Source organism: Paenibacillus sp. P2(2022) (assembly GCF_029522175.1).
Taxonomy (GTDB): Bacteria; Bacillota; Bacilli; order Paenibacillales; family Paenibacillaceae; genus Paenibacillus; species Paenibacillus polymyxa.
In genome coordinates, this window is sequence record NZ_JAKWFI010000001.1 from 632332 (window position 1) to 652586 (window position 20255).

Here is a 20255-nt window from a genome sequence, read left to right on the forward strand (position 1 = left end):
CTTAATGGGTGCTTTTTTTCTTTCGCAGATTACCTTTTCACATTATAATCTCGCAAAATCTCCAAAAAAGCAGTGGTTGCTTTCGTCTCAAATATCGCAGAAGGGGTCAGAAAAGAAAATTTCCGAATGAACGGGAGATTGAGAATATCCAATACTTCTAATGTTCCCAAAGCAAGTTCCTTTTGAATTACCCATTGGGACAGCAAAGAAATCCCCAAGCCTGCTTCTACCGACTCTTTGATGATCTGTGTACTGCCAAAATTCATCATATGAGAAGGATAAAATCGAAGCTGTGCAAACATCTTTTCAGCCGCCTCCCGGGTTCCAGAGCCTTCTTCCCGCAGAATCCAGATGTCCTCATGCAGCTCATTTATATCCACTTGAGATTTACCGGCCAAACGATGATTTTGCGGAACGACAATAACCATTTCATCATCGGCGAAGGATTCAATGTGCAAATGGTCATGCTGAAATTCTCCTTCGATAATGCCCACATCCAGTTGATTATGGATCACGAGCTTTTCAATTTCCAATGTATTGCCGATGGTAATGGAGGGCTGAATGAGTGGGTACTGAATTCTCATTTGCGCAATTACATGTGGTAATACATATTCACCATACGTGTAGCTTGCACCAATAGACAGGTTACCCTTTGCCGTATGCATTAGCTCATCCACCAAGTACTGCATACGTGTATGGAGTCGGATAATCTCCTGGGCATGATGATACACAATTTCACCTGCTTTAGTTAAGCGCACATATTTATTACTTCGCTCCAAGAGCCGGGTTCCTACACTGCGTTCCAATGTTTGAATATATTGACTTACCGCAGGTTGGGTCATATGTAGTGCCTCAGCAGCTCGTGTGAAGTTTTGTTTCTCCGCAACCCTAACAAAAACGACTAAAGATTGATCCAAAGCTTATTCCTCCAATTTAATCATGCTATTTACTTATTATCATTATTGTAATGATTTATTTTTCTTATGACAAAATACATATTAAGCTGTATGCATGTAGAATTGGAGGGAATCAGCATGAAAAGTCATATTCAACACAGCAAACTTTTATTGAACAAAGGTCGATTGTTTCGGTTTTTATTCGGCATTGTGCTAACGATGATCTTCGCACTGGCGGGATACGTCCTGAATGAAGTACCAGGCTTTCATTATGTAGGTCCATTGGCATGTGCGATGTTTCTCGCTATACTATACCGACAGTTGTGGGGATATCCTGAAGCTGTACGCTCAGGAATTGAATTTTCAGCTAAGAAAATACTGCGCGGAGCTATTGTGTTGTATGGACTGAAGCTGAATATGGATGTTGTTATTCATCAGGGGCTGGGGTTGCTTTTACGTGATGTAGGCACTGTGGTGTTCGCCATTTTTTTTACGGTTTGGCTGGCCAAACGATGTAAGGCAGATGCTTCGCTTTCTCTACTTCTAGGGATTGGAACAGGAGTTTGCGGTGCAGCAGCAATAGCAGCTGTATCTCCCTTGTTAAAGTCGGACGATGAGGATACAGCCATAGGAGTTGGACTCATTGCCTTGGTCGGAACGGTATTTGCTATTTTGTTTACAGTGCTTCGACCTTGGCTTCCTCTGACGGATATGCAATATGGAATCTGGTCGGGCATCAGCTTACATGAAATTGCACATGTGGCCTTAGCAGCAGCGCCTGCCGGACAGGATGCTCTTGCCATGGGTTTATTAGCCAAACTGGGGCGTGTCTTCTTACTCATACCGCTTAGCTTTATTTTAATGTATTGGATGAAACGAACCGGAAAGATTCGTACAGGTACTAAAGTGGAGTTCCCCTGGTTCCTCATTGGCTTTATTGCGGCAAGTATTTTGGGAAGTTATGTTTTTGGAAAATATATTTTAGTTCCACCTAATCTAATGAACGAACTTTCTCAGCTTACTACCTTTATGTTAACGATGGCTATGGTAGGCATGGGGCTGAATGTGAGCTTTAAGACTTTAAGAGAGAAAGCAATGCTGCCCTTACTTGTACTGTCTGTTACTTCGATCATTCTTGTAGGGCTAACGTTTGTAACTGTATAAATTGGAAGTATGTGCTTGTGATGAGATTGTAGCAAATGAGATTAGTAAAACTGGAAAGAGCTCTGCTTGCGTATAGCTGGCGGAGCTTTTTAGTGCTTTCGTATTACAAGGCTGAAATATATAATGAATGAATCGTAACTTTTTACATAGGAGTCGCGTCTATCAAAATGGAGGCTTCAGAGGTGCATAGAATGTAAAATTTACATAGTGAAAAATTAGAGATTGGTAGGGTACATATGAAGAAAATTAGTTTATTTGCTTTTTTGTTTCTGTTTCTATTAGCATTTCCAGGAGAAAGTCACGCTGCGTCTTCAAATTCACATATTCAGCTGGACGGTAAAGATATAAGTGTCAGCAAGGGTGCGCAGATTCAGGAAGTAAAGGGCAATGTGCTGGTTCCACTCCGTCTTATTGTAGAGGAATTGGGTTATAGTGTGAATTGGGAATCCAAGACAGGTACCATAACTATACATAAACAAAATCTCAACCTGAGCCTTCAGGTCAACAATCCCATTGCCTCAGTTAATGATCAACCGATGGGGCTGGCTGTAGCTCCTTTGCTGAACGGGGGGACGACTTATGTTCCACTTCGTTTTGTATCTGAACAGACAGGAGTTGAAGTGGTCTGGAACAACGAACTTAAAACCGTATTTTTGACGACTCCGTCTGCTTCAAGCGAAAACAGCGTGACCACCCATGATCACTCTGCTACTCAAGCTGCAAGTGATGCTACAGAGAGTGAGCGTACAGCTATACACCAAATTAACTTCAACAATCACGAATTGATGATAACGGTGGATGGAAAGGTAAGCCCCAAAGTAACCACATTGACTCAACCAGATCGTATTGTTATAGATATACCTGATTCGAAGTTTGGCGAGGAATTTCCAGCTTCGCAATCTATTAACAATGGTGGACAAGGAAGCTTTCTAGTCACAGAAGATCTAGATGCTTCCAAGGTAAGATACTCCATGTTTAGCACAAACCCAGCCTCGGCACGTATTGTGGTTGATCTTGATCACAGCACACCCTTTCATCTTATTAATGCAGATGATGGTAAAGTTGTCATAGCGTTGGATCAGGCTTCGGAGGAGTCAGCATCTACCGATACTGTTATATCTACTATACCTGTTGAGCCTACGATTTCTTCTGACGGACACGCGCAGGGGATTGACGTCTCGCACCATAATGGCAATATTGATTGGCAGCAGGTGGCGGCAGCAGGCAAGACATTTGCTTTTATTAAAGCTACAGAGGGCACCAAGTATCAAGATAATCAATTTTTAGCAAATGTTCAGGGGGCCAGAGATGCTAACATCCTGGTTGGCGCTTATCACTTTTTAAACGCAACTACCGTAGATGGAGCTCGCCAGGAAGCAGCTAATTTCGCCAGGGCTCTAGATTCAGCAGGAGGAAGGCTGGATCTGCCCCCTGTGATGGATTACGAAAATAATCCTAAAGGTCTTACTTCCGCACAGATCAGTGAAGTGGCTCATGCATTTTTGGATGAAATGGAGAAGCTTACCGGACGTGAGCCGATCGTATACACGGGAAATGTCTTTGCTTCCAAGTTTGATCCTACGTTTTCTATGTATAAATTGTGGGTAGCGCGATACAGCACTACGCAAAAGCCGACCGCAGTTCCAGCTTGGAATAGCTGGTGGGCTTGGCAATACAGTAGCACAGGCAGTGTTCCAGGTATTAGCGGCCAAGTCGATCTAGATGAGTACAATGGAACGATAGATGAACTTCGTGCTTCATTGGCAGGCTCGCTTGATTAGAAGGTTCATGTCATGATTAATCCTCGCGAATCCGGATAGGATCTGCGAGGATTTTTAATGTCTGATTTGTTTAGCTGGGCATGATCCATACGATTTCGCTGATTCGAACAAAGAATTTTTTTCCGTATACATCCAAGATGACATGGTCAGGCTTACTATCTACTACACATCCATCAATTCTGCCACGTGTTGTTTCAAGTACAACGTACTTGCCGATCATTGATTTTAATGTCTCTACGACATATGGATCTACGGGGTGTACCACGACATGGTGGGAGGTAGGATGGTGAGGAAAAGGTTGGTTAACGTTATAATTAAACATTTGATTTGAATTCAATTGCTTCACTCCTTCAGGATTAGTTGTGATATCCTATGCTCCTGCCTAGGAAAGGTGTAGGCTAATGCCCATCCGTGAAAATATTCATAACATTGCCAAAAAGCCCGGTCCATAGGAAAGCTCCATACATAAGCTATGTTGTACCTTGAATTAAAGGAGGCAATGATCCATGAGTGAATGTGAAAGAGGTTGCGGTGGCGGTTCGGTAGGGGGCTACCCAGGCGTTTGGACATCGACAGGAGCTATTCTGGTATTGTTCATTCTGCTCGTTATCATTACAAAGTCTTTCTGGATCTAAATTCAATTGAGTAGCTTAACCCCTCATTGGTATATTACCGGTGGGGGGTTAAGTGCTTTAGAGAATGGATTGTATGATAAAACACCCCAAATAACAGCGCACAAGCCCAACACAACTGTGCAGGGCTGGGGAGCTGTCAAATGGGGTGTTTTGGCATCAATAAGCCGAAACGGGAGATGGATGAGGATTAAATTAAAGCAATCGCTAATAGGGTAAATAGGCTCAAAGTTAAGATTTGATCACCATACCCGTAAGGATAAAAGGCAGACGTTTGTACACGTCCGTTCCGCTCGGTTTTTAAGTACACATTTTTACGATCCACATCCGTAATGGTTCCTTCGTACTGTTTTCCGTCAATGGTGAGAATACGCACCTTTTTATTCATACAGTTCAAACAGTTGTAGTAAGCGTCCATTCAATCACCCCCTCTTATACACATTGGCATTTTATGAGAGGGAAAGTCTTATGGTAACGGCGAACATACAGGGAAGGGGGATTCCGGCGTACTTCAGGTCTGACTAGGGTTAATCTTGCTCTTGATAGGGATTAAAGGAAAAGCCAGGGTATCCATGAGTATAGGTGTAACCTCTTTGGGGGGCGATCTGACGATGTGATGAAGTATCGTTTAGCCTTACATGAATCCCTGGTTTTCGAGGTGGCTGCTGCTTGCAGTCATTGGGAGGACCGATGATGACAGGTTTTTTAATAGGGGCGAGCGCTTCCTGAACCTTTTTCTCATCCAGGCAGTAAGTATGAGCCATAATGTTACTCGGCGTTAGCCGCAAAACATCGGAGCCTAAAATGAATTCAGGGACTGGAGCGTTAAAAATCGCCAACAAGTGAGTGTTGTCCACCGTGGCGACTAGATAATGCCACCATCCCTGAGGGACGTTAGCCACCTGTCCAGGTGTAATCGGAAAATGTCGTAACTCGCGAGTAAAGGGATTAATCAGTGACACGGTCACTGCTCCAGAAATACAGTATATTAGTTCTGTGGCATTTTGATGGTAGTGAGGCTCTACAACATTAGCAGTGCTGAGACGGATATCCAGTAGCGATACATTTGCTAATGTATTCAGCTGCTGGATCGACAGCTCGTTGACTGAGTTCTGAGCATCTTTCTGAAACAAAATATTGTCGCTTAAATCATAGGTGAACTGTACAGTGGGAGAGGTGTAATCCATATATGAATTCACGTGTCCTTTCCTGCCTTTCTGTTACTCGAAATGAATGATCGTACGCTACCCTATGCATTCGCCTATATTTATGTGCACAAAATGTGGTTTGAAAAAGCAAATGTCAGATTCAGGTCCTGGGTAGATTGAATCGAAAAATAGCGAAAAAAGTCACGTATTCAAGTGTAGTCGAAATGTGGTCTATTGCCCTCTCATACACGTCAGCCCCTTAGGAATGGTGTTTTATTAGCTTAGTTATTCTTAGGACCAGAGCCGGATGATACGTAAATGCGGCTTGTGGTATACTGCAACGGACGTGTGAATGCATCAATATCCGATTCCATATATAGCCACGCGTCATTTCCGCAGCTAGTCATAAGTTATGGCAAAAGAAGCATCATCGGATAAACGTCCCTGAGTTGTACAGGCCGGAATGGTTGCACCGGACAGAACATGAAAGAGGAGGTTGTCTGGAATATGAAAAAATTATCTATTTTAATCCTGTCCTGCGCATGCATGTTAGGTACAGTATTATCAGTCGCACCAGGACAAGCACAGGCACAATCGTCAGCTTTAAAGAAAGGGATTCAAAGCGAACGGGTGCTGGAGCTTCAACAGCAGCTTCATTCACTCGGTTACTTCAAAGCTGGTTTTACGGGATACTATGGCTCTTTGACCAGCAAAGCGGTGGCTCGTTTTCAGCGGGATAACGGTCTGACGCCTGATGGTATAGCGGGAGCGGCAACACAGGCCAAGCTGGATTCGTTCGGAAAGGTCCGCGTAACCGCGTTGGATCAACTGGCACGGATCATTTATTCCGAGGCGCGTGGGGAATCGTTTGAAGGACAAGTAGCTGTTGGCGCTGTCGTATTAAACCGTGTGCAGTCCGGCGAGTTTCCAAGCTCGATTCCCGACGTTATTTTACAGCCGGGTCAATTCACCGCTGTACAGGATGGTCAATACCGCCTGAAGCCCAACAAGACTGCGTACCGAGCAGCCAGACAGGCACTTAATGGGGCTGATCCGACCAATGGGTCCTTGTTTTATTACAACCCAGCGATTGCCACAGCCAAATGGAGTAAAAGCCGTCCGGCTGTCATCTCACTTGGTCGTCATACATTTACGAATTAATTCCATATGAGCATTTGTAATTTTTTCAGCCGTCAGTAGCTTCTTCTAGAAGTGGTGACGGCTTTTTGTGTATTCACAATTTTGTAATATATTAGGGGTGATGTATCTCGTTTTATATTAAAAATTCTACCTATTATTCCGATACTCTTAATAGACAAAAAATGAAATCAAAGGAGTCTTTCTAAAATGAGTCAACATCCTTATACCATCGAAGTGGATCAAGTCATTAAAACGGTACATATGGCAGTGAATGGAGTTTTTAGCCAAGAGGAGTACGACAGCTTTGTAAAGGATTATATCGCCAAAACTTCATCTATTCAGGCATCGAGCTTTACACTCAAGGTAGACTGCACCCAAATGGCACTTTTGGGACCAGGTGAAGTAGAGAAACTGAAGGGTTCTTTTGCACGTTATAAAGAAACTGGATTTGCCAAAATAATTTTTGTTATCAGCCTCCAGCAAACGATTATTAAAATGCAGCTTGGTCGCGTAGCACGTGAAGCAGGATTAAACAACGTAGATATTGTAGTACAATAATGCGCTGACGTATGAGTAAGGGGGAAACCTGATGAGCCATATCAGAATAAAAGCACTGGGAGCGTATCATCCGTCCCACTCGTTGAATAACGAATATTATATTCGCCATTTTGACGAGCGGGGAAAAGATATCCGGCGCTTCATGGAGCATATGGGAAGAAAACACCGCTATATCATTGATGACCCCAACGAAAACGGTCTAACTATGGGGATAGCAGCTGCGCAAAAAGCATTGGAGCAAGCTGGTATGACAGGTCGTGATGTGGATATGATCGTGTTCTCCACTCAAGTTCCTGAGTCGCTGTTTCCGATGAATGCCTTGTTTGTTCACCAGGCGATTGGGGCCAGACATGATGTGGCAGTGATGGATTCCAATGCGAATTGTGCAGGGATGACAGTAGCTGTCGATCAAGCCAGTCGGTCGATGTTATCTAATCCCGATGTACGGACAGCGCTTATTATCGGCTCAGATTATAATTCGCTCATTTCCGATCCTGCGGATGAGATTACTTATGCGAACTATGGGGATGCTGCGTGCGCAGTTATTTTGGAGCGTACTGAAGAGGAAACTGGATTCATAGATTCCCTGTATTTTACGGACCCCGTCAATATAGATAAAATTTTGTACCCAGCTCAGGGGTTAGCGGCGACACTTCAAAGGAACGCGCCCGGAAAATATATTCAATGGCTTCCGTTCGACGCCAATATGGCCCTGCCTCCAACATTTGAGCTGCTTGAACGCATTATAAAAAAGAATGGGCTGACGCCTCAGGATGTGCGGGCTTATTGTCTGTCGCAGTTTTCATTGGCCAATGTGTTGAAGATCCAGGATCATTTGGAGCTAGAGGATGATCAGATGATTTATGTGGGTGATCGTTATGGTTATACAGGTACCAGCAGCCCGTTCATTGCTCTATATGAAGGTATTGGATCAGGTCGTATCCGGCGTGGCGATCATGTGCTATTCTGGACGATCGGAGCTGGATATCAACTGGTTGCTATGTTGTTCAAATATTAGGAATACGAAGACCTTGCAGCTGCAAGGTCTTTTTGTATTTCCCACCATGATAATTGTAATGATTTGGTTGTGTTAGGGGTGATTATTTTGTAAAATTTAAACATTGAATTCATAAGGGAGAGCTCATATTGCGGACATTGGATAACATGACAATGATGACGGAAAACATCGTACACAATTCATAATAGGAGCTGAAGGGTTATTAAAATCGAAAATTTGTTTTACGGGGAACGAATAAAACTGGCGGCAGTTAGGGAAGAAGATGCTGAACTGATGTTCAAATGGGGCGAGGATGCGAAGTATTTGCGAAATGTAGATACGGATTTGGCACTCCCCTACACGTTGAAACAGATGGAATCGGAAGGATCTCCTAGCTCTAACGAGATCTATTTTCGGTTAAGAACATTGGCAGACGATGTCTTGATCGGATTTGTTGCTATTCATGGGATTGAGTGGAATAATCGCTGCGGGCAGCTGGCAGTAGGTATAGGTAATACAGACTACCGTGGCAAGGGGTTTGGAGCGGAAGCTATACGTCTCATTCTTCGTTATGCGTTTTATGAGCTGAATCTTAATCGGGTCGGCTTGGATGTGATTGAGTACAATACACAAGCGATCCGTACCTATGAAAAGGCAGGGTTCCAGCTGGAGGGTAGAGTTCGTTCCGCTGTTCTCCGTGATGGCAACAGCTATGATCGTATTATGATGGGCATCCTGTACTCTGAATGGATTTCGACTCTTCAAGAATAATAGATACACAATTTGTTCATAAAATATTCCATAATAAGCCTTTTAATAATGTGGAAAGAGGTTTATAGTTAAGGGGTCACATGCCCAAATCATTATTAATTTGAGTATGAGTCAAAGCTGAGGAGGAATTTACATGACAAATGTTGTAAGGTCCGTCACTTCACCCAAGAAATTTATTTCTGGACAAAATCTGCTCTCGTCGTTAAATGACTACATCAAGGATTATGGCGATAAAGCCTATGTTATTTGCGATGAGTTTATACTTGAAAGAGCCCAAAAGGAGGCAGGTGCTTCGATTGAAGCAGCTGGTAACCAAGTGGTCTTCGAGAAATTCCAATATGAATGTACAAAAGAAGAGATTGATCGTAACCGTGAATTAGTACGTAAACATGGTTCGAACATCATTATAGGGATTGGCGGGGGAAAAACGCTGGATACCGCCAAGGCAACAGCATATTATGAAAAGCTGCCTGTTGTTATTTTTCCAACGATTGCTTCTACAGATGCTCCTTGTACCGCGCTTGCGGTTATTTACAAGAAGGATGGCTCTTTTGATGAATATTTGTTCCTGCCTACGAATCCAGATGTAGTACTTGCGGATACAGGTATTTTGGCAGCGGCGCCTGCACGTTTCTTTGCAGCAGGAATTGGTGATGCACTGGCAACTTATTTTGAAGCTCGTGCCTGCTATCAGGCCAACGGGGACAATCTGGTGCTGAACAAGCCTTCCACTACAGGTCTGGGACTTGCTCGCCTTTGTTATGATACATTGCTGGAAAATGCTGTGAAGGCCAAACGCGCAGTGGATCGTAAAGTGTATACTCGTGCGGTTGAGGATACGATTGAAGCGACTATTTATCTGAGTGGTGTGGGAGCAGAATCAGGTGGATTGGCAGCGGCACATGCTATTCATAATGGTATGACGGCTGTTCCTTCGCTCCACAAAGCACAGCATGGTGAGAAAGTTACTTTTGGCTTGTTAACTCAGCTGGTGCTGGAAAACGCGCCAAAAGAAGAGCTGGAGACTGTGATTAAGCTGGTTAAGGATGTAGGGCTTCCATTAACTCTTCGTGACCTGGGTGTAGAGGAATTTGTTGAGGCTGAATGGCGCCAGGTGGCTGAAGCTGCTTGTGCGGCAAATGATACGATGATCAACATGCCGTTCCCGGTTAGTCCTGATGATGTGTATAATGCAATCATCGCAGCCAATGCGATTGCAGAATCCTATCAATAATAGTTTCTTTCTAATTAGAAAAGTGAACTTTACAAAGACGGGTCTGTCATAACACTGACAGGCCCGTTTCGTTTATGTGCACTAACGAGTGAAACGAAAGAAGGGACCAGGGACTTATATCCTATCTTGTTCTGACCGATATAGATATAACAGGGAAATTAGGTTGGTCACACAGCAGGAGGAGATTTGATGTTGGTACATGGTAAAACACGTAGGGGCAACTTGTACATCCACATGTCCAGCGGTTTTCACAAGATTGGGGATTTTCGGGAAGAATATTCCGTAGCACCAGGTGATCGGCTGATGTCTAGATTAACCAAGCGGATCTACACCATTGTATCCGTACATCTTGGTGAAGAGGCGTATGCCGATCTTGATCTTGAAGAGGTAATCAGAAATAGTTAGAGAGTTTCTTTTGACTGGGTATGAAAAAAGCTTGTATTTCGCTCTAGGAGCAAAGTACAAGCTTTTTTCTTTCAGCGGAGGGACTCATGGAGAAGATCTCGTGTGATAATATTATTTTGGTTCATAAAATGTCTAATGGTTGCCTGCGAATTAGTTGCCGACAGTTCCTTTCCCCATGTCATAGCATAAGCCCAGGCTGGCTGATTCTGTAGCACCTTCGCACTTGGCAGAATATCGCTTTCTCCGATTCCCATAGGCTTGCCTTGTGCAAGCTTTAGCAATTCAGTGTAGTAGGAGGATTTGTAATCATTATTATAGATATCGGCTGCAAGCACATCTACCCGGTTAATGCCTGGAAAGGACAGATTATAGGGCGTGCTGTATGCGTTCGGGGCATTGGGACTCCAGACCCACAATAGGTTATCTAAATGATGGACATGTACGAACCGATCATACATTAGATCCCACAGCTTAGCGTAATTTTGTTTGTTCCCCCACCAAAACCAGTTGCCGTTCATTTCATGATAGGGTCTCCATAAAACTGGTACATCCGCATCCCGTAAGGTCTTAAGGGACAGAGCCGCCTCGTCCAAATCAGCGATGAGCTGCTTATATTGCGGGGTACCCGGCGTGATGTAACGATTAAATTCAGCTTGAGTAATTTTTGCTTGTACGTTTTTCCACGTTTTTGGCTTGCCCGGTAACGCCTGATGAAAGGTGATAGCTACGATTCCGCCGTCCTGGCTCCATTCAATAGCACTATTCACAACGCGCTGACGTTGCTCTCGTAAAGCAGTACGGGACTGATTAGCCAACCCACCAAACTCATAGCCGTGAAGTCCTGCGAATTGTCCGCTGATTTGTTGCAGCTTGTTATTTTGTTCATCCGGTGCCTCTAAATAATCATGCTGTCCAGAAATTAGCATACCATCCGGTACATTAGTTAAATAGGCAAGTAATTGCCTGGCTTTGGCAGAGGCATGAGCATTAATTGGCGGGGCGGCATCGGCAACAATGAACGATTGTTGAGAGCCGCTAAAGAGTAAAACAAGCATTAGCAGTAGCACCCTCTGTAACCAAAAGCGTGTTGAGTGAGATTTCATGGCGCTCCTCCTTTGATGCTGGTAATGGGATTAGTGTTTTTCTTTGTGTTTTCTAAGTTGTATGTAGGCGCTAATCATGATCATTATCAGACTAATCATAGTCCACCCATTGAGTTCCTGCGATTGTATCCAATTGTCCCACACAAGGAAGCCTGATATAAAAACAAGCAAACCCACTATAAGGTACATTTTGGTTTGTGCTGGACGCTTGGTACGTTTAGAAACCCAATGTATGATGCCCAAAATGATGGCTGCCTGAAATAAAAATATACCCATTATCATTAAACTAGCTATAAAAATAGGGGACATCCGTATCCTCCTCCTAGGTCTACAAACAGAATATGCAGGTTGTAACCGCAGATGTGGATTCTTAGATGCAAGTTTTAGGACAGGGTGAGTAACTGTTGTGCTCTGGTTATGATCTTGAACAAGTTGACTAAATTATACCATAACTACCGTCCTGCAATGAAAGGCGTCTAAATACCCACTCTACCTTGATTCGCCATCATACTTTATATTCAGTGAAATATCGACATATGGTTTGTACACTACGTACATATGAAGCTCCGTTTGGAAATGGCGGTAAAGTATAAGCATAAATGCAACGCGAAATCGACGGAAAAGTTTGGTATGATTAAAGTGGATTGCAAAGGAGGTTTTCATATGAATGAAGAAAACAGACCATTTTCTAGTCCAGCAGATGCTGAGGGAACCAAAGCAAACTTTGATGCCAATCAGCGGAAGCTTCACTCCGAGGGAGCTTCAAGCCTTTGGCGTCAGGTCAGTAATCTGCTTATTCTGGTTGGCGTAATTGCATTGATTATTATTATAGGCCGATTACTTTAATGAGATGACTGAAAAGTCAAAAAGATTAGGGATGTGAAATGGAGTGTTAAAGGCAGCTTTACTTTTTATTTTGGCTGGCATCGCCGAAATCGGAGGTGGATATTTGATCTGGCAGTGGCTGCGAGAAGGCAAGACATGGTATGTCGGACTTTGCGGCGGAGTGATTTTAGCTGTCTATGGAGTCATTGCCACCTTCCAGGTTTTCTCCTCCTTTGGGCGTGTATATGCAGCATACGGAGGTGTCTTTATTGTTCTTTCCATTGCATGGGGCTGGTGGATTGATAAAAAGACACCTGACTTGTACGATTTCATTGGTGGATTGATTTGTTTAGTAGGCATAGCTGTAATTCTGTTGCCGCGCTCAGGTTGATAGGACAAAAACCCCTTTTTTATTTTTAAAAACATGACTATAGGTCTACAAAAATAAGCTTCATATTCCGAAATAGAACTTAAGGAGGGGGTTCTATGAACTGGAATCAAATGAAGCTTAGATTGAAATTTGGCAGTGCTATGCCGAAGAGTGAAGGTAATTTCTCTTTTGGTCTCTTGTGTGGACTCTCCATCAGCATTGTGCTGTGGATCTCAATTATTGGTTGGATCATGCTTATCTTCAAGTGATGCTTAACAAAAACCTGTGACTTATAATTCATGCTTTATTTTGTAAAATCATTACGTAGTTTGTCTATTCCACGGCCTACGGCTTCATCAATCATATCGGTAGCTGCAGGTGAATCGGCACCAGGGTCAGGAATCCGATCAAATCCTGGTTCACGCTTATCCAGAGATTGTTTATATTCGATTTGATCGTCAGTAAGACTCTTTTTTTTTGAATTATGTTTTTTCATAGCACATTACACGCTCCTTCTTAGGCATGGTCAGTTCTACACTTTACATAAACGCTTATGCTCCATATTAAACGCTTATAAAATAAACCGGGAAGGATAAATCCCGCCCGGTACTTTCCAAACAACTAGCGATGCTCAATCAAATCAATCGCTCCCAGAACAACATGAGCCAGTCCGAAACCGAGAATGCCTGTAGCTGCAAGTTTGTACTTACTGCTCAGCAACACAGCGCCTGAAGCCGATACTACCGTCCCAAGAACAGCTGGAATCATACCTTCACGCATTCGTAACACCCCTTCTGGTGGTTTGGAAAGACGTTTATTAGTGTAGTTCAAATGTGCACAAGTTATACAAAAAGAGAAATTTTATTATTTTTTAAAAAAACACTTTACAATTTGATAAAAATATCGTATTATAAGTTGGTGCCCAGATGAACGACATTTACATAACGAGAACACTTCTTAGTAAGTAAGCTTCTCAGATACTTGTAAGACAAGAACAAGTAAGTGTAAAATAGCGTTCCTAAATGCTTGCCGGGGTGGCGGAATTGGCAGACGCACAGGACTTAAAATCCTGCGGTAGGTGACTACCGTACCGGTTCGATCCCGGTCCTCGGCATCCTAGTTTATTGCATGAAGCCCTTGATAATCAGGGGCTTTTTGCTTTTTTTAGGGGTTGAGATCTAAAACCCATATCATAAGGGGCGAGTGCCATTTTCACTTTTGGGGACGGATTGGGGACAAATTTTTGGATTTACGCATAGCTTTGACATGAGTGGATACTTCCTCTATATGCATATCTGCATACCTCATAGGCTTCATTTTTTATGGAAAGGTAAAGTCTTCAGACTGAGTCGCTCTTGATTAACGCATCAATAACTTTGGTTGCTTCTTCCTCAAAATAGTTTTTCTGTTCTCTTTACGCCTTTCTTATCCTTGTTACTAATATCCGCTAGAGGATTATTTTTCGTAGCCTGATGAAGGAGAGATTGAGGTAAAGTAGGAGCCTACCCTTATTCTAATATGACTTCCATCATAATTTTGGTAATATAATCTTTTTCCCGGTATTTTACCACGGCATCATATATATATTCTTCATAAACATAATCTCCTAAAGATAAGTTTAGTCGATCCATTTCCGAAAAAAGTCGATCATAGGTTTCATGGATGCTCTTTTCTTCACCAATATGGTAGCCCGTTAGAAAATATCCTTTCTTAGTTTTCAAATAAGGATAGTCCTCCCGAGGATTAGGTTGCTTTATGTACAGATAACTGTAGTTCGTATATTCACCCTTTAATACTTGCTCTTTTTTTGTGATACCCCCAATAGGATATCCTGTATCGAGAAATGATACATATAATTCGTCAACAAATTCTGAAACCACTCTCACAAAATCTTCTTCCGAAATATTTTTTATATTTTTACTAAGATAAAGTGTTGCTTCTGCGTGTTCTTCAAGAGAAATCTGATGAAAATCTAACCGCAATGCCTCTTCCATGAGTTCTATTTTTGCGTCAATGATCCTTTCCGTCATTTCAATTTCTTTTCTTTTTTTAACAATGTTCTCTTTCTGTTGGTGCATTAAAGATAAAAAGCTGGCAGGTGATTTGTGTTTCATATACTGCTGGATTTCTTTGAGTGACATTCCAAGATCTTTTAACAATTCAATCACGTTGAACCATTCTAATTGACGAATAGAATAAAAACGATATCCTTTATCGTTTTTGTAAATCGGAGAAAAAAGGCCAATTTGATCGTAATAGAGTAATGTCTGTTTATTAACTTTACATAGATCGGAAAATTCCCTCGGAGTAAAGTACTTTTCATTCATTTTTGAGTGCCTCCCTTGACTATATAGTTACTATATACCATATGATCGTTTTGTAGACAAACTAAATGGAAAGGTTTTGTTATTATGTTTAGCGAAATTCGGGTTGTAACGAGCTCGAATGAAAAAGAAGTACTTTCCTTAAGCATAGCTAAGGATCAGCGACAGTTTGTAGAATCCATCTCACAGTGTTTACAAGAGGCTAGGGAGGATACTCGTTTTGTACCAGTAGGTCTGTATAAAAATGGTATACCAGTGGGTTTTGCTATGTACGGTAAATTTGAAGACGAAGTCTGGTTCGATCGGTTTCTAATAGATGAGCGATTTCAGGGAATGGGCTTGGGCAAATATTTTATGGAAAAGCTTATTTCATTTTTAGAAAATGAGTACCCTGGCCACCATATTTATTTAAGTGTTTATGAAAATAATATCCATGCAATTCAATTATATAAACAATTTGGATTTACTTTCACAGGTGACTTTTATACACCAAAAGAAAAAATAATGAATAAAAGAAATCAATGAGATTGATAAGTTTTGAACATAGGATGTAACTATCAAAGGAGATTAAATGTAATGAATGTTAAAAAATATTTAGGTGTCTTGCTTTTTATTTTAGTGACCATCCTGTTTACAGGCTGTTCGCTCCAAACGGTCTCATTAAAGGACTCGACACACAGCAGTTCTGTTCTAACGCAATTTGATGAAGTCGCTAAATATATTTCGGAGCATAATGATCTTCCCGGGAATTATATAACCAAGAAAGAGGCCAGAAAATTAGGCTGGGAGCCTAGTGAAGGAAATTTGGAAAAAGTAGCCCCAGGCAAAAGCATAGGCGGTGATGTATTTCGAAATCGAGAAGGCTTGTTGCCCGAGAAAAAAGGGAGAATTTGGTACGAAGCAGACATTAATTACTCAGGCGGAACTAGGGGGAGCGATCGAATTCTCTACTCCAATGATGGCTTAATCTATAAAACAACTGATCATTACCGTACGTTTGAGCAACTAAAAGAATGAAGGAGGCTTTATGATGGTTGTAATTATAAATGGAAATAACATTCATGGAAAAGAAGAATTACATGATACACTTCAAGCCCAGCTTGGATTAGACCAAACTTACGGTCGAAATTTGGATGCATTATGGGATTGCTTAACTGGCTCCATCCCGATGCCACTTACAATTCAATGGCTTGATTTTCACGCAAGCAGGAAATCCCTTGGAGAATACGCCGATCGTTTGTTGGATTTAATGCGTGAAGCCGAAGAAGAGGTGGAGAATTTTACTTTTGACGTGAAAGTATAATTATCTTTTTAAAATTTCCACTTTTAGTTAGGAGAACAAAGACGAATTGGGGACAGACTCTGGTATTTTATATAGATCACAGTAGTCGTAGGTACACAGGACCAACGAGCGCCTCACCGTTAATATGCGGAAGAGGCGCTTTAATTTTGGAAAAATTACATGCTATAAAATTCAGTTTAGTTTTGTGTTTTGTAATGATAATTCTGCTACCAAATGATTTATTATCTTAATCTGGATATAGATACATCATCCAAAAGAATGGTTGCAAAAGTATCCTGTGCTGTAACGCGGAACACTAAATCTCTAGAGACTGTCCCCGAATTCCCTGAGATTGAGAAGGTACGGGAGACTCTCTCATATTGTGATGAAGGTAGCGAGTTAAGCTGGATCGTGTAGGTTTGCTCTCCTAAACTAATTTGAAGCCGACCACCGAAAGGACTGATCAAATTACGTACCCAGAAGGTCACACGGTATCTTCTTCCTCTTCTCAGATCGGAAATCGTTTGTCTAAGCGAGACGCTGTGCCCCGGGTTAGCTGAGATTCTGACGGCTTGATTGCCACTGTGCGGGTTGGTTCTGGTAATAAAGATTTGACCTGTCACGTTGCTGACGTTTGCAATCCAAGGTGTCAAATCCTGATCTTCAAAGCCGCCGTTTCTAACAACAGCCTGAGTAGGCAATATTCTTTTCTTCTTCAATGCGTGAGGTTGAGATTGTATAGGGGATCTATTCATCCCTCTACGGACAGTAGCTGTACTTTTTCCAGTTTTTTTAGGTTTCATCTCAGCCAACTCTCTTTCAGTAAAAAATGTATTTTGTATTAGTAGTTTATGAAAGTGTGAATAATAGTGTTCATATTAAGAGAAACCAAAAATACCGCCGTATGGCGGTATTTTTTTTAGTTACGTAATTACAGCGAGAAAGAGTTTTACGACTTTATAGAGCAAAATCTTGTAACAGAGGGCCGAAGCCTTTCTATTGCATAAGTTGGTATAATCATTGGTACAGCAACTTTTGACAGAAAGACATCGGAGACGAGAATTATCCCGAAAAGCGCAGAAATGCTTGTTATTCAGGAACTCTTAGCAAAGACTACAACATAGCAAACGCATAGTGATGTAGATCAATTCAGCCGCATTTGAACTGTGAATTTGACGCACAAATTTGGATTTGGCCATGGGAAGGTGGGTTCAGTGAAGCTGATATGAGTCTGACATACCATATGGAACAGTTAAGAGTCTGTTTTATGAATTTTATTAACTATGTATATATTGTAATGGATAAGAAAACAGGAGACATTGCTATTGTCGATCCGTCATGGGATTTATCGAAAATAGAGTCATATCTTCGACAGTTGAATGGTAATCTCAGAGTCATACTATTAACCCATTCACATTTAGATCATGTTAATTTGGTAAATCCGCTCCTGGAAAAGTATAGACCGCACGTATTCATGTCAATACAAGAAATCGATTATTACCATTTTAGATGTGATAATTTACATCCCGTTAAAGATGGGGATATTATCAAACTTGGAGAAACAGAAATTAGAAGTCTTTTGACCCCAGGACATACCGTGGGAAGTGTATGCTATCTTTTATCCAATCACTTGTTTACGGGGGATACCATTTTCATTGAAGGTTGTGGCTTTTGTGATCCGAATGGAGGAGATCCGAAAGACTTATATCATAGCGTTCAAAAAATAAAGCGAGAGGTTGATAGCTCCATTCAAATTTATCCTGCTCATTCATATGGTAAAGCACCTGGGTTCCCACTCAGTCACCTTATGGATGAAAATATTTATTTTCAATTTACGAGCATGAAGCCGTTTATTAATTTCAGAATGCGCCCCAACCAAAAAGGTTTATTCAATTTTAAATGAGTTGGTAAAAGGGGGCAGTTCTAAAGGGTGATGGGGCCTCTATCCCCTTAAAGATAGACCGGGTTGTTGCCAAAATGGCAATTGACACTGTTTGAGCAGAGGATTATAATGGAAATATACTATTCCAATTATATGATTATATGAAAAATAAAGGAACTTGTTTGCGGTTAATCGCTGGCGGGTCACGTTAACCACTGATGAGGGACATATCGTGAGAGATTGTAGCTTATCAAGCAGGATAAGTGAAAGGGCGAAGCTATGCATACACTGGCAGCAGACATTATAGGGGTTGATTTTGGCAGTATGTTTTGTTAGGAGATGAGCGGAGTGAATTGGTACGTGCTTTTTGTGCGAACGGGTAGGGAAGAAAGGGTTAAACAACTTTTTAATAAGTGGTTTGATTCTGAAGTTTACAAACCATTTATACCGCTCCAAGAGAGGCTTTTTAAAGTAGCAGGAACAGTCAAGAAAGAATTAGCGCCTTTGTTCCCCAGTTATGTGTTTATTGAGTCCAACTTACCTGACTTGCAGTTCGTAACAAGTACAAATTCAATGATTTATACTTCCAGCGATATCATTCGTTTATTGAGATATTCGAAGTTAGAAGCTTCTATGCGAGATTGCGAGAGACAAGTTTTAGAGAGTTTATGCAATGATAGATATTGTATAGAATGCTCAACTGGAATTATTGAAGGAGACAATATACGTATCATAGAAGGGCCGCTTAAAGGAAGAAGCAGCATAGTTAAGAAGATAGACAGACATAAAAGACAGGCGGTTATTCAGCTAGAATTTATGGGTGATATCAGACTAGTGAACGTAGCTTTAGAAATTATTAGTAAAGTTTAAATAGAATAATCGTGGGGATATCTTCTCCATTTGGAAGCTTTCAGAGCCCTTAAGGCATTTGAAGGTTTTTTTGGTTTGTGCTTGCCTATTCATAGGGGGATATGCATGTGACCATGTATACGGAACAGCTCATGTTGAAGCGGGAAGATATCGTGATGAAGGCGGCTGTTAGTTTTGTACATGCAGTTTGCCGTGACGATGCTGCTCTCGATCCGGAGATTTTTCATTCAGATGAGTGTAGCTACTTTGAGAGCCTGCTATTCCAGCGCCGAAAATCCAACTTTCTGCTTGGCAGGCTAAGTGCAAAACAAGCAGCATCCGTGCTGTTAAGGGAGCAGAACCTACGCAACATAAGCGTGGAGACAGGTGTTTTCGGCCAGCCCTTGCTTCGAACTACCGGAGTCCCTGGTTACCAAGTGAGCATTGCCCACTGTGATGAAATCGGGACCGCTGTTGTTTTTCCAGAAGCGCATCCTATGGGGATTGATATTGAGAGGATAAGTCCTAACCGAAATAAGACCATGGAAAGCCAATTGACGACGGAAGAAAGGGAAAGAATCGCAGCCGTGCGAGGAGTAGAGGAATACTCTGTTTTATTGACGGTTTCTTGGACGGTAAAGGAGGCGATTTCGAAAATATTGCGCACAGGCTTTACCGCATCATTGCAAGTGCTTGAAATTAACGAGATCAGATTTAATAGTGGATGCTTTCGGAGTACATTTTCGCATTTTCCGCAATATGCCGCCCAGTCGTATCGGTTGGGTAACTACATCTTTACTATTGCAGCGCCAAGGAAGACGGAATGGAGTATCAATATGTCTCAATTGTATGAGCAATTTAATCCGATTTTCCATCCAAGCTGTTTGTAAATAA

General features: G+C 41.8%; 27 protein-coding genes and 1 tRNA gene. 19 read left to right on the forward strand and 9 right to left on the reverse strand.

The annotated features are described in order from the left end of the window. Positions 1 to 29: 29 nt before the first annotated feature. Positions 30 to 917: a LysR family transcriptional regulator gene (locus MMB75_RS02780; RefSeq protein WP_025365328.1), complete on the reverse strand. Its 888-nt coding sequence runs from the start codon at positions 915 to 917 to the stop codon at positions 30 to 32. 117 nt (positions 918 to 1034) lie between these two features. On the opposite strand from MMB75_RS02780, the gene MMB75_RS02785 reads away from it, so the two are divergent. After that, the gene (locus tag MMB75_RS02785) at positions 1035 to 2060 is read left to right on the forward strand and encodes a YeiH family protein (RefSeq protein WP_016821509.1); all 1026 of its coding nucleotides are present in this window, start codon (positions 1035 to 1037) and stop codon (positions 2058 to 2060) included. A gap of 236 nt (positions 2061 to 2296) precedes the next feature. Further along, complete coding sequence (locus MMB75_RS02790) at positions 2297 to 3841, forward strand: GH25 family lysozyme (protein WP_045244400.1); 1545 nt, start codon at positions 2297 to 2299, stop codon at positions 3839 to 3841. A 70-nt stretch (positions 3842 to 3911) separates the two neighbouring features. Here MMB75_RS02790 and MMB75_RS02795 read toward each other — a convergent pair whose 3' ends face one another. Then, positions 3912 to 4178 (reverse strand): DUF2642 domain-containing protein, encoded by a 267-nt coding sequence (locus MMB75_RS02795; RefSeq protein ID WP_045244401.1) that lies wholly within the window; start codon positions 4176 to 4178, stop codon positions 3912 to 3914. Positions 4179 to 4347: 169 nt separating this feature from the next. On the opposite strand from MMB75_RS02795, the gene MMB75_RS02800 reads away from it, so the two are divergent. Then, entirely contained in the window at positions 4348 to 4476 is a 129-nt protein-coding gene (locus MMB75_RS02800; protein WP_016821506.1) for a hypothetical protein, read from the forward strand. A 187-nt stretch (positions 4477 to 4663) separates the two neighbouring features. On the opposite strand, the gene MMB75_RS02805 is transcribed toward MMB75_RS02800, so the two are convergent. After that, entirely contained in the window at positions 4664 to 4891 is a 228-nt protein-coding gene (locus MMB75_RS02805; RefSeq protein WP_016821505.1) for an LSm family protein, read from the reverse strand. Between the two features lie 109 nt (positions 4892 to 5000). Then, on the reverse strand, positions 5001 to 5672 hold the full coding sequence (locus MMB75_RS02810) for a cupin domain-containing protein (protein ID WP_016821504.1): 672 nt from the start codon (positions 5670 to 5672) through the stop codon (positions 5001 to 5003). 456 nt (positions 5673 to 6128) lie between these two features. Here MMB75_RS02810 and MMB75_RS02815 point away from each other — a divergent pair, with 456 nt between their 5' ends. The 6 genes from MMB75_RS02815 (at position 6129) to MMB75_RS02840 (ending at position 10726) form a co-directional block, all read left to right on the forward strand. Further along, complete coding sequence (locus MMB75_RS02815) at positions 6129 to 6782, forward strand: cell wall hydrolase (RefSeq protein WP_016821503.1); 654 nt, start codon at positions 6129 to 6131, stop codon at positions 6780 to 6782. 186 nt (positions 6783 to 6968) lie between these two features. After that, positions 6969 to 7319, forward strand: a complete 351-nt coding sequence (locus MMB75_RS02820; protein ID WP_016821502.1) for a hypothetical protein — start codon at positions 6969 to 6971, stop codon at positions 7317 to 7319. 31 nt (positions 7320 to 7350) lie between these two features. Further along, a complete protein-coding gene (locus MMB75_RS02825) occupies positions 7351 to 8337 on the forward strand; it encodes a ketoacyl-ACP synthase III (RefSeq protein ID WP_016821501.1) in 987 nt (328 codons plus the stop codon). Between the two features lie 216 nt (positions 8338 to 8553). After that, positions 8554 to 9087 (forward strand): GNAT family N-acetyltransferase, encoded by a 534-nt coding sequence (locus MMB75_RS02830; RefSeq protein WP_016821500.1) that lies wholly within the window; start codon positions 8554 to 8556, stop codon positions 9085 to 9087. A gap of 133 nt (positions 9088 to 9220) precedes the next feature. Next, the gene (locus MMB75_RS02835) at positions 9221 to 10321 is read left to right on the forward strand and encodes a glycerol dehydrogenase (protein ID WP_016821499.1); all 1101 of its coding nucleotides are present in this window, start codon (positions 9221 to 9223) and stop codon (positions 10319 to 10321) included. Between the two features lie 189 nt (positions 10322 to 10510). Further along, a complete protein-coding gene (locus tag MMB75_RS02840; RefSeq protein WP_013371960.1) occupies positions 10511 to 10726 on the forward strand; it encodes a hypothetical protein in 216 nt (71 codons plus the stop codon). Positions 10727 to 10797: 71 nt separating this feature from the next. Here MMB75_RS02840 and MMB75_RS02845 read toward each other — a convergent pair whose 3' ends face one another. Continuing rightward, positions 10798 to 11829, reverse strand: coding sequence for a glycosyl hydrolase (locus tag MMB75_RS02845; protein WP_044785305.1), 1032 nt, complete (start codon positions 11827 to 11829; stop codon positions 10798 to 10800). Positions 11830 to 12492: 663 nt separating this feature from the next. Here MMB75_RS02845 and MMB75_RS02850 point away from each other — a divergent pair. The 3 genes from MMB75_RS02850 (at position 12493) to MMB75_RS02860 (ending at position 13293) form a co-directional block, all read left to right on the forward strand. Beyond that, positions 12493 to 12675, forward strand: coding sequence for a hypothetical protein (locus MMB75_RS02850; RefSeq protein ID WP_016821496.1), 183 nt, complete (start codon positions 12493 to 12495; stop codon positions 12673 to 12675). Between the two features lie 43 nt (positions 12676 to 12718). Continuing rightward, positions 12719 to 13045 (forward strand): YnfA family protein, encoded by a 327-nt coding sequence (locus tag MMB75_RS02855; RefSeq protein ID WP_013371956.1) that lies wholly within the window; start codon positions 12719 to 12721, stop codon positions 13043 to 13045. A 95-nt stretch (positions 13046 to 13140) separates the two neighbouring features. Further along, on the forward strand, positions 13141 to 13293 hold the full coding sequence (locus MMB75_RS02860; RefSeq protein WP_164964474.1) for a hypothetical protein: 153 nt from the start codon (positions 13141 to 13143) through the stop codon (positions 13291 to 13293). Positions 13294 to 13328: 35 nt separating this feature from the next. On the opposite strand, the gene MMB75_RS02865 is transcribed toward MMB75_RS02860, so the two are convergent. Further along, on the reverse strand, positions 13329 to 13520 hold the full coding sequence (locus MMB75_RS02865; protein WP_025365320.1) for a hypothetical protein: 192 nt from the start codon (positions 13518 to 13520) through the stop codon (positions 13329 to 13331). A gap of 125 nt (positions 13521 to 13645) precedes the next feature. Continuing rightward, positions 13646 to 13804, reverse strand: coding sequence for a hypothetical protein (locus MMB75_RS02870; RefSeq protein WP_013311032.1), 159 nt, complete (start codon positions 13802 to 13804; stop codon positions 13646 to 13648). 248 nt (positions 13805 to 14052) lie between these two features. On the opposite strand from MMB75_RS02870, the gene MMB75_RS02875 reads away from it, so the two are divergent. After that, positions 14053 to 14138, forward strand: a tRNA-Leu gene (locus tag MMB75_RS02875). A 394-nt stretch (positions 14139 to 14532) separates the two neighbouring features. Here the strand turns inward: MMB75_RS02875 and MMB75_RS02880 are convergent. Beyond that, positions 14533 to 15351 (reverse strand): MerR family transcriptional regulator, encoded by an 819-nt coding sequence (locus MMB75_RS02880; RefSeq protein WP_019687998.1) that lies wholly within the window; start codon positions 15349 to 15351, stop codon positions 14533 to 14535. Between the two features lie 84 nt (positions 15352 to 15435). Here MMB75_RS02880 and MMB75_RS02885 point away from each other — a divergent pair, with 84 nt between their 5' ends. Genes MMB75_RS02885 through MMB75_RS02895 form a run of 3 tightly spaced genes read left to right on the forward strand, consistent with a single transcriptional unit; the run spans position 15436 to position 16651 of the window. Beyond that, positions 15436 to 15873 carry a GNAT family N-acetyltransferase gene (locus MMB75_RS02885; RefSeq protein ID WP_031461761.1) on the forward strand — a complete coding sequence of 146 codons (438 nt, stop codon included), beginning with the start codon at positions 15436 to 15438 and terminating at the stop codon, positions 15871 to 15873. A 51-nt stretch (positions 15874 to 15924) separates the two neighbouring features. Next, the gene (locus MMB75_RS02890) at positions 15925 to 16365 is read left to right on the forward strand and encodes a ribonuclease domain-containing protein (RefSeq protein ID WP_017428096.1); all 441 of its coding nucleotides are present in this window, start codon (positions 15925 to 15927) and stop codon (positions 16363 to 16365) included. A gap of 13 nt (positions 16366 to 16378) precedes the next feature. Continuing rightward, the gene (locus tag MMB75_RS02895; RefSeq protein ID WP_016821490.1) at positions 16379 to 16651 is read left to right on the forward strand and encodes a barstar family protein; all 273 of its coding nucleotides are present in this window, start codon (positions 16379 to 16381) and stop codon (positions 16649 to 16651) included. Positions 16652 to 16872: 221 nt separating this feature from the next. Here the strand turns inward: MMB75_RS02895 and MMB75_RS02900 are convergent, their stop codons facing one another. Beyond that, positions 16873 to 17433, reverse strand: a complete 561-nt coding sequence (locus MMB75_RS02900) for a carbohydrate binding domain-containing protein (protein WP_019687997.1) — start codon at positions 17431 to 17433, stop codon at positions 16873 to 16875. A 464-nt stretch (positions 17434 to 17897) separates the two neighbouring features. Between MMB75_RS02900 and MMB75_RS02905 the strand changes: the two genes are divergently transcribed. The 3 genes from MMB75_RS02905 to MMB75_RS02915 all read left to right on the forward strand — a co-directional run bounded on the left by MMB75_RS02905 (position 17898) and on the right by MMB75_RS02915 (position 20251). After that, positions 17898 to 18533 (forward strand): MBL fold metallo-hydrolase, encoded by a 636-nt coding sequence (locus tag MMB75_RS02905; RefSeq protein WP_019687996.1) that lies wholly within the window; start codon positions 17898 to 17900, stop codon positions 18531 to 18533. A gap of 318 nt (positions 18534 to 18851) precedes the next feature. Next, a complete protein-coding gene (loaP, locus tag MMB75_RS02910) occupies positions 18852 to 19382 on the forward strand; it encodes an antiterminator LoaP (protein WP_206704151.1) in 531 nt (176 codons plus the stop codon). A 113-nt stretch (positions 19383 to 19495) separates the two neighbouring features. Continuing rightward, positions 19496 to 20251, forward strand: coding sequence for a 4'-phosphopantetheinyl transferase family protein (locus MMB75_RS02915; protein WP_225164909.1), 756 nt, complete (start codon positions 19496 to 19498; stop codon positions 20249 to 20251). Positions 20252 to 20255 lie beyond the last annotated feature (4 nt).

Coding starts and splice junctions, on each gene's coding strand:
- MMB75_RS02870 (WP_013311032.1), bottom strand. CDS start 13,804: ATGCGTGAAGGTATGATTCCAGCTGTTCTTGGGACGGTAGTATCGGCT.
- MMB75_RS02805 (WP_016821505.1), bottom strand. CDS start 4,891: ATGGACGCTTACTACAACTGTTTGAACTGTATGAATAAAAAGGTGCGT.
- MMB75_RS02845 (WP_044785305.1), bottom strand. CDS start 11,829: ATGAAATCTCACTCAACACGCTTTTGGTTACAGAGGGTGCTACTGCTA.
- MMB75_RS02850 (WP_016821496.1), top strand. CDS start 12,493: ATGAATGAAGAAAACAGACCATTTTCTAGTCCAGCAGATGCTGAGGGA.
- MMB75_RS02785 (WP_016821509.1), top strand. CDS start 1,035: ATGAAAAGTCATATTCAACACAGCAAACTTTTATTGAACAAAGGTCGA.
- MMB75_RS02800 (WP_016821506.1), top strand. CDS start 4,348: ATGAGTGAATGTGAAAGAGGTTGCGGTGGCGGTTCGGTAGGGGGCTAC.
- MMB75_RS02860 (WP_164964474.1), top strand. CDS start 13,141: ATGAACTGGAATCAAATGAAGCTTAGATTGAAATTTGGCAGTGCTATG.
- MMB75_RS02905 (WP_019687996.1), top strand. CDS start 17,898: ATGAATTTTATTAACTATGTATATATTGTAATGGATAAGAAAACAGGA.
- loaP (WP_206704151.1), top strand. CDS start 18,852: ATGAGCGGAGTGAATTGGTACGTGCTTTTTGTGCGAACGGGTAGGGAA.
- MMB75_RS02915 (WP_225164909.1), top strand. CDS start 19,496: ATGTATACGGAACAGCTCATGTTGAAGCGGGAAGATATCGTGATGAAG.
- MMB75_RS02890 (WP_017428096.1), top strand. CDS start 15,925: ATGAATGTTAAAAAATATTTAGGTGTCTTGCTTTTTATTTTAGTGACC.
- MMB75_RS02880 (WP_019687998.1), bottom strand. CDS start 15,351: ATGAATGAAAAGTACTTTACTCCGAGGGAATTTTCCGATCTATGTAAA.
- MMB75_RS02790 (WP_045244400.1), top strand. CDS start 2,297: ATGAAGAAAATTAGTTTATTTGCTTTTTTGTTTCTGTTTCTATTAGCA.
- MMB75_RS02835 (WP_016821499.1), top strand. CDS start 9,221: ATGACAAATGTTGTAAGGTCCGTCACTTCACCCAAGAAATTTATTTCT.
- MMB75_RS02840 (WP_013371960.1), top strand. CDS start 10,511: ATGTTGGTACATGGTAAAACACGTAGGGGCAACTTGTACATCCACATG.
- MMB75_RS02825 (WP_016821501.1), top strand. CDS start 7,351: ATGAGCCATATCAGAATAAAAGCACTGGGAGCGTATCATCCGTCCCAC.
- MMB75_RS02815 (WP_016821503.1), top strand. CDS start 6,129: ATGAAAAAATTATCTATTTTAATCCTGTCCTGCGCATGCATGTTAGGT.
- MMB75_RS02865 (WP_025365320.1), bottom strand. CDS start 13,520: ATGAAAAAACATAATTCAAAAAAAAAGAGTCTTACTGACGATCAAATC.
- MMB75_RS02885 (WP_031461761.1), top strand. CDS start 15,436: ATGTTTAGCGAAATTCGGGTTGTAACGAGCTCGAATGAAAAAGAAGTA.
- MMB75_RS02820 (WP_016821502.1), top strand. CDS start 6,969: ATGAGTCAACATCCTTATACCATCGAAGTGGATCAAGTCATTAAAACG.
- MMB75_RS02900 (WP_019687997.1), bottom strand. CDS start 17,433: ATGAAACCTAAAAAAACTGGAAAAAGTACAGCTACTGTCCGTAGAGGG.
- MMB75_RS02895 (WP_016821490.1), top strand. CDS start 16,379: ATGGTTGTAATTATAAATGGAAATAACATTCATGGAAAAGAAGAATTA.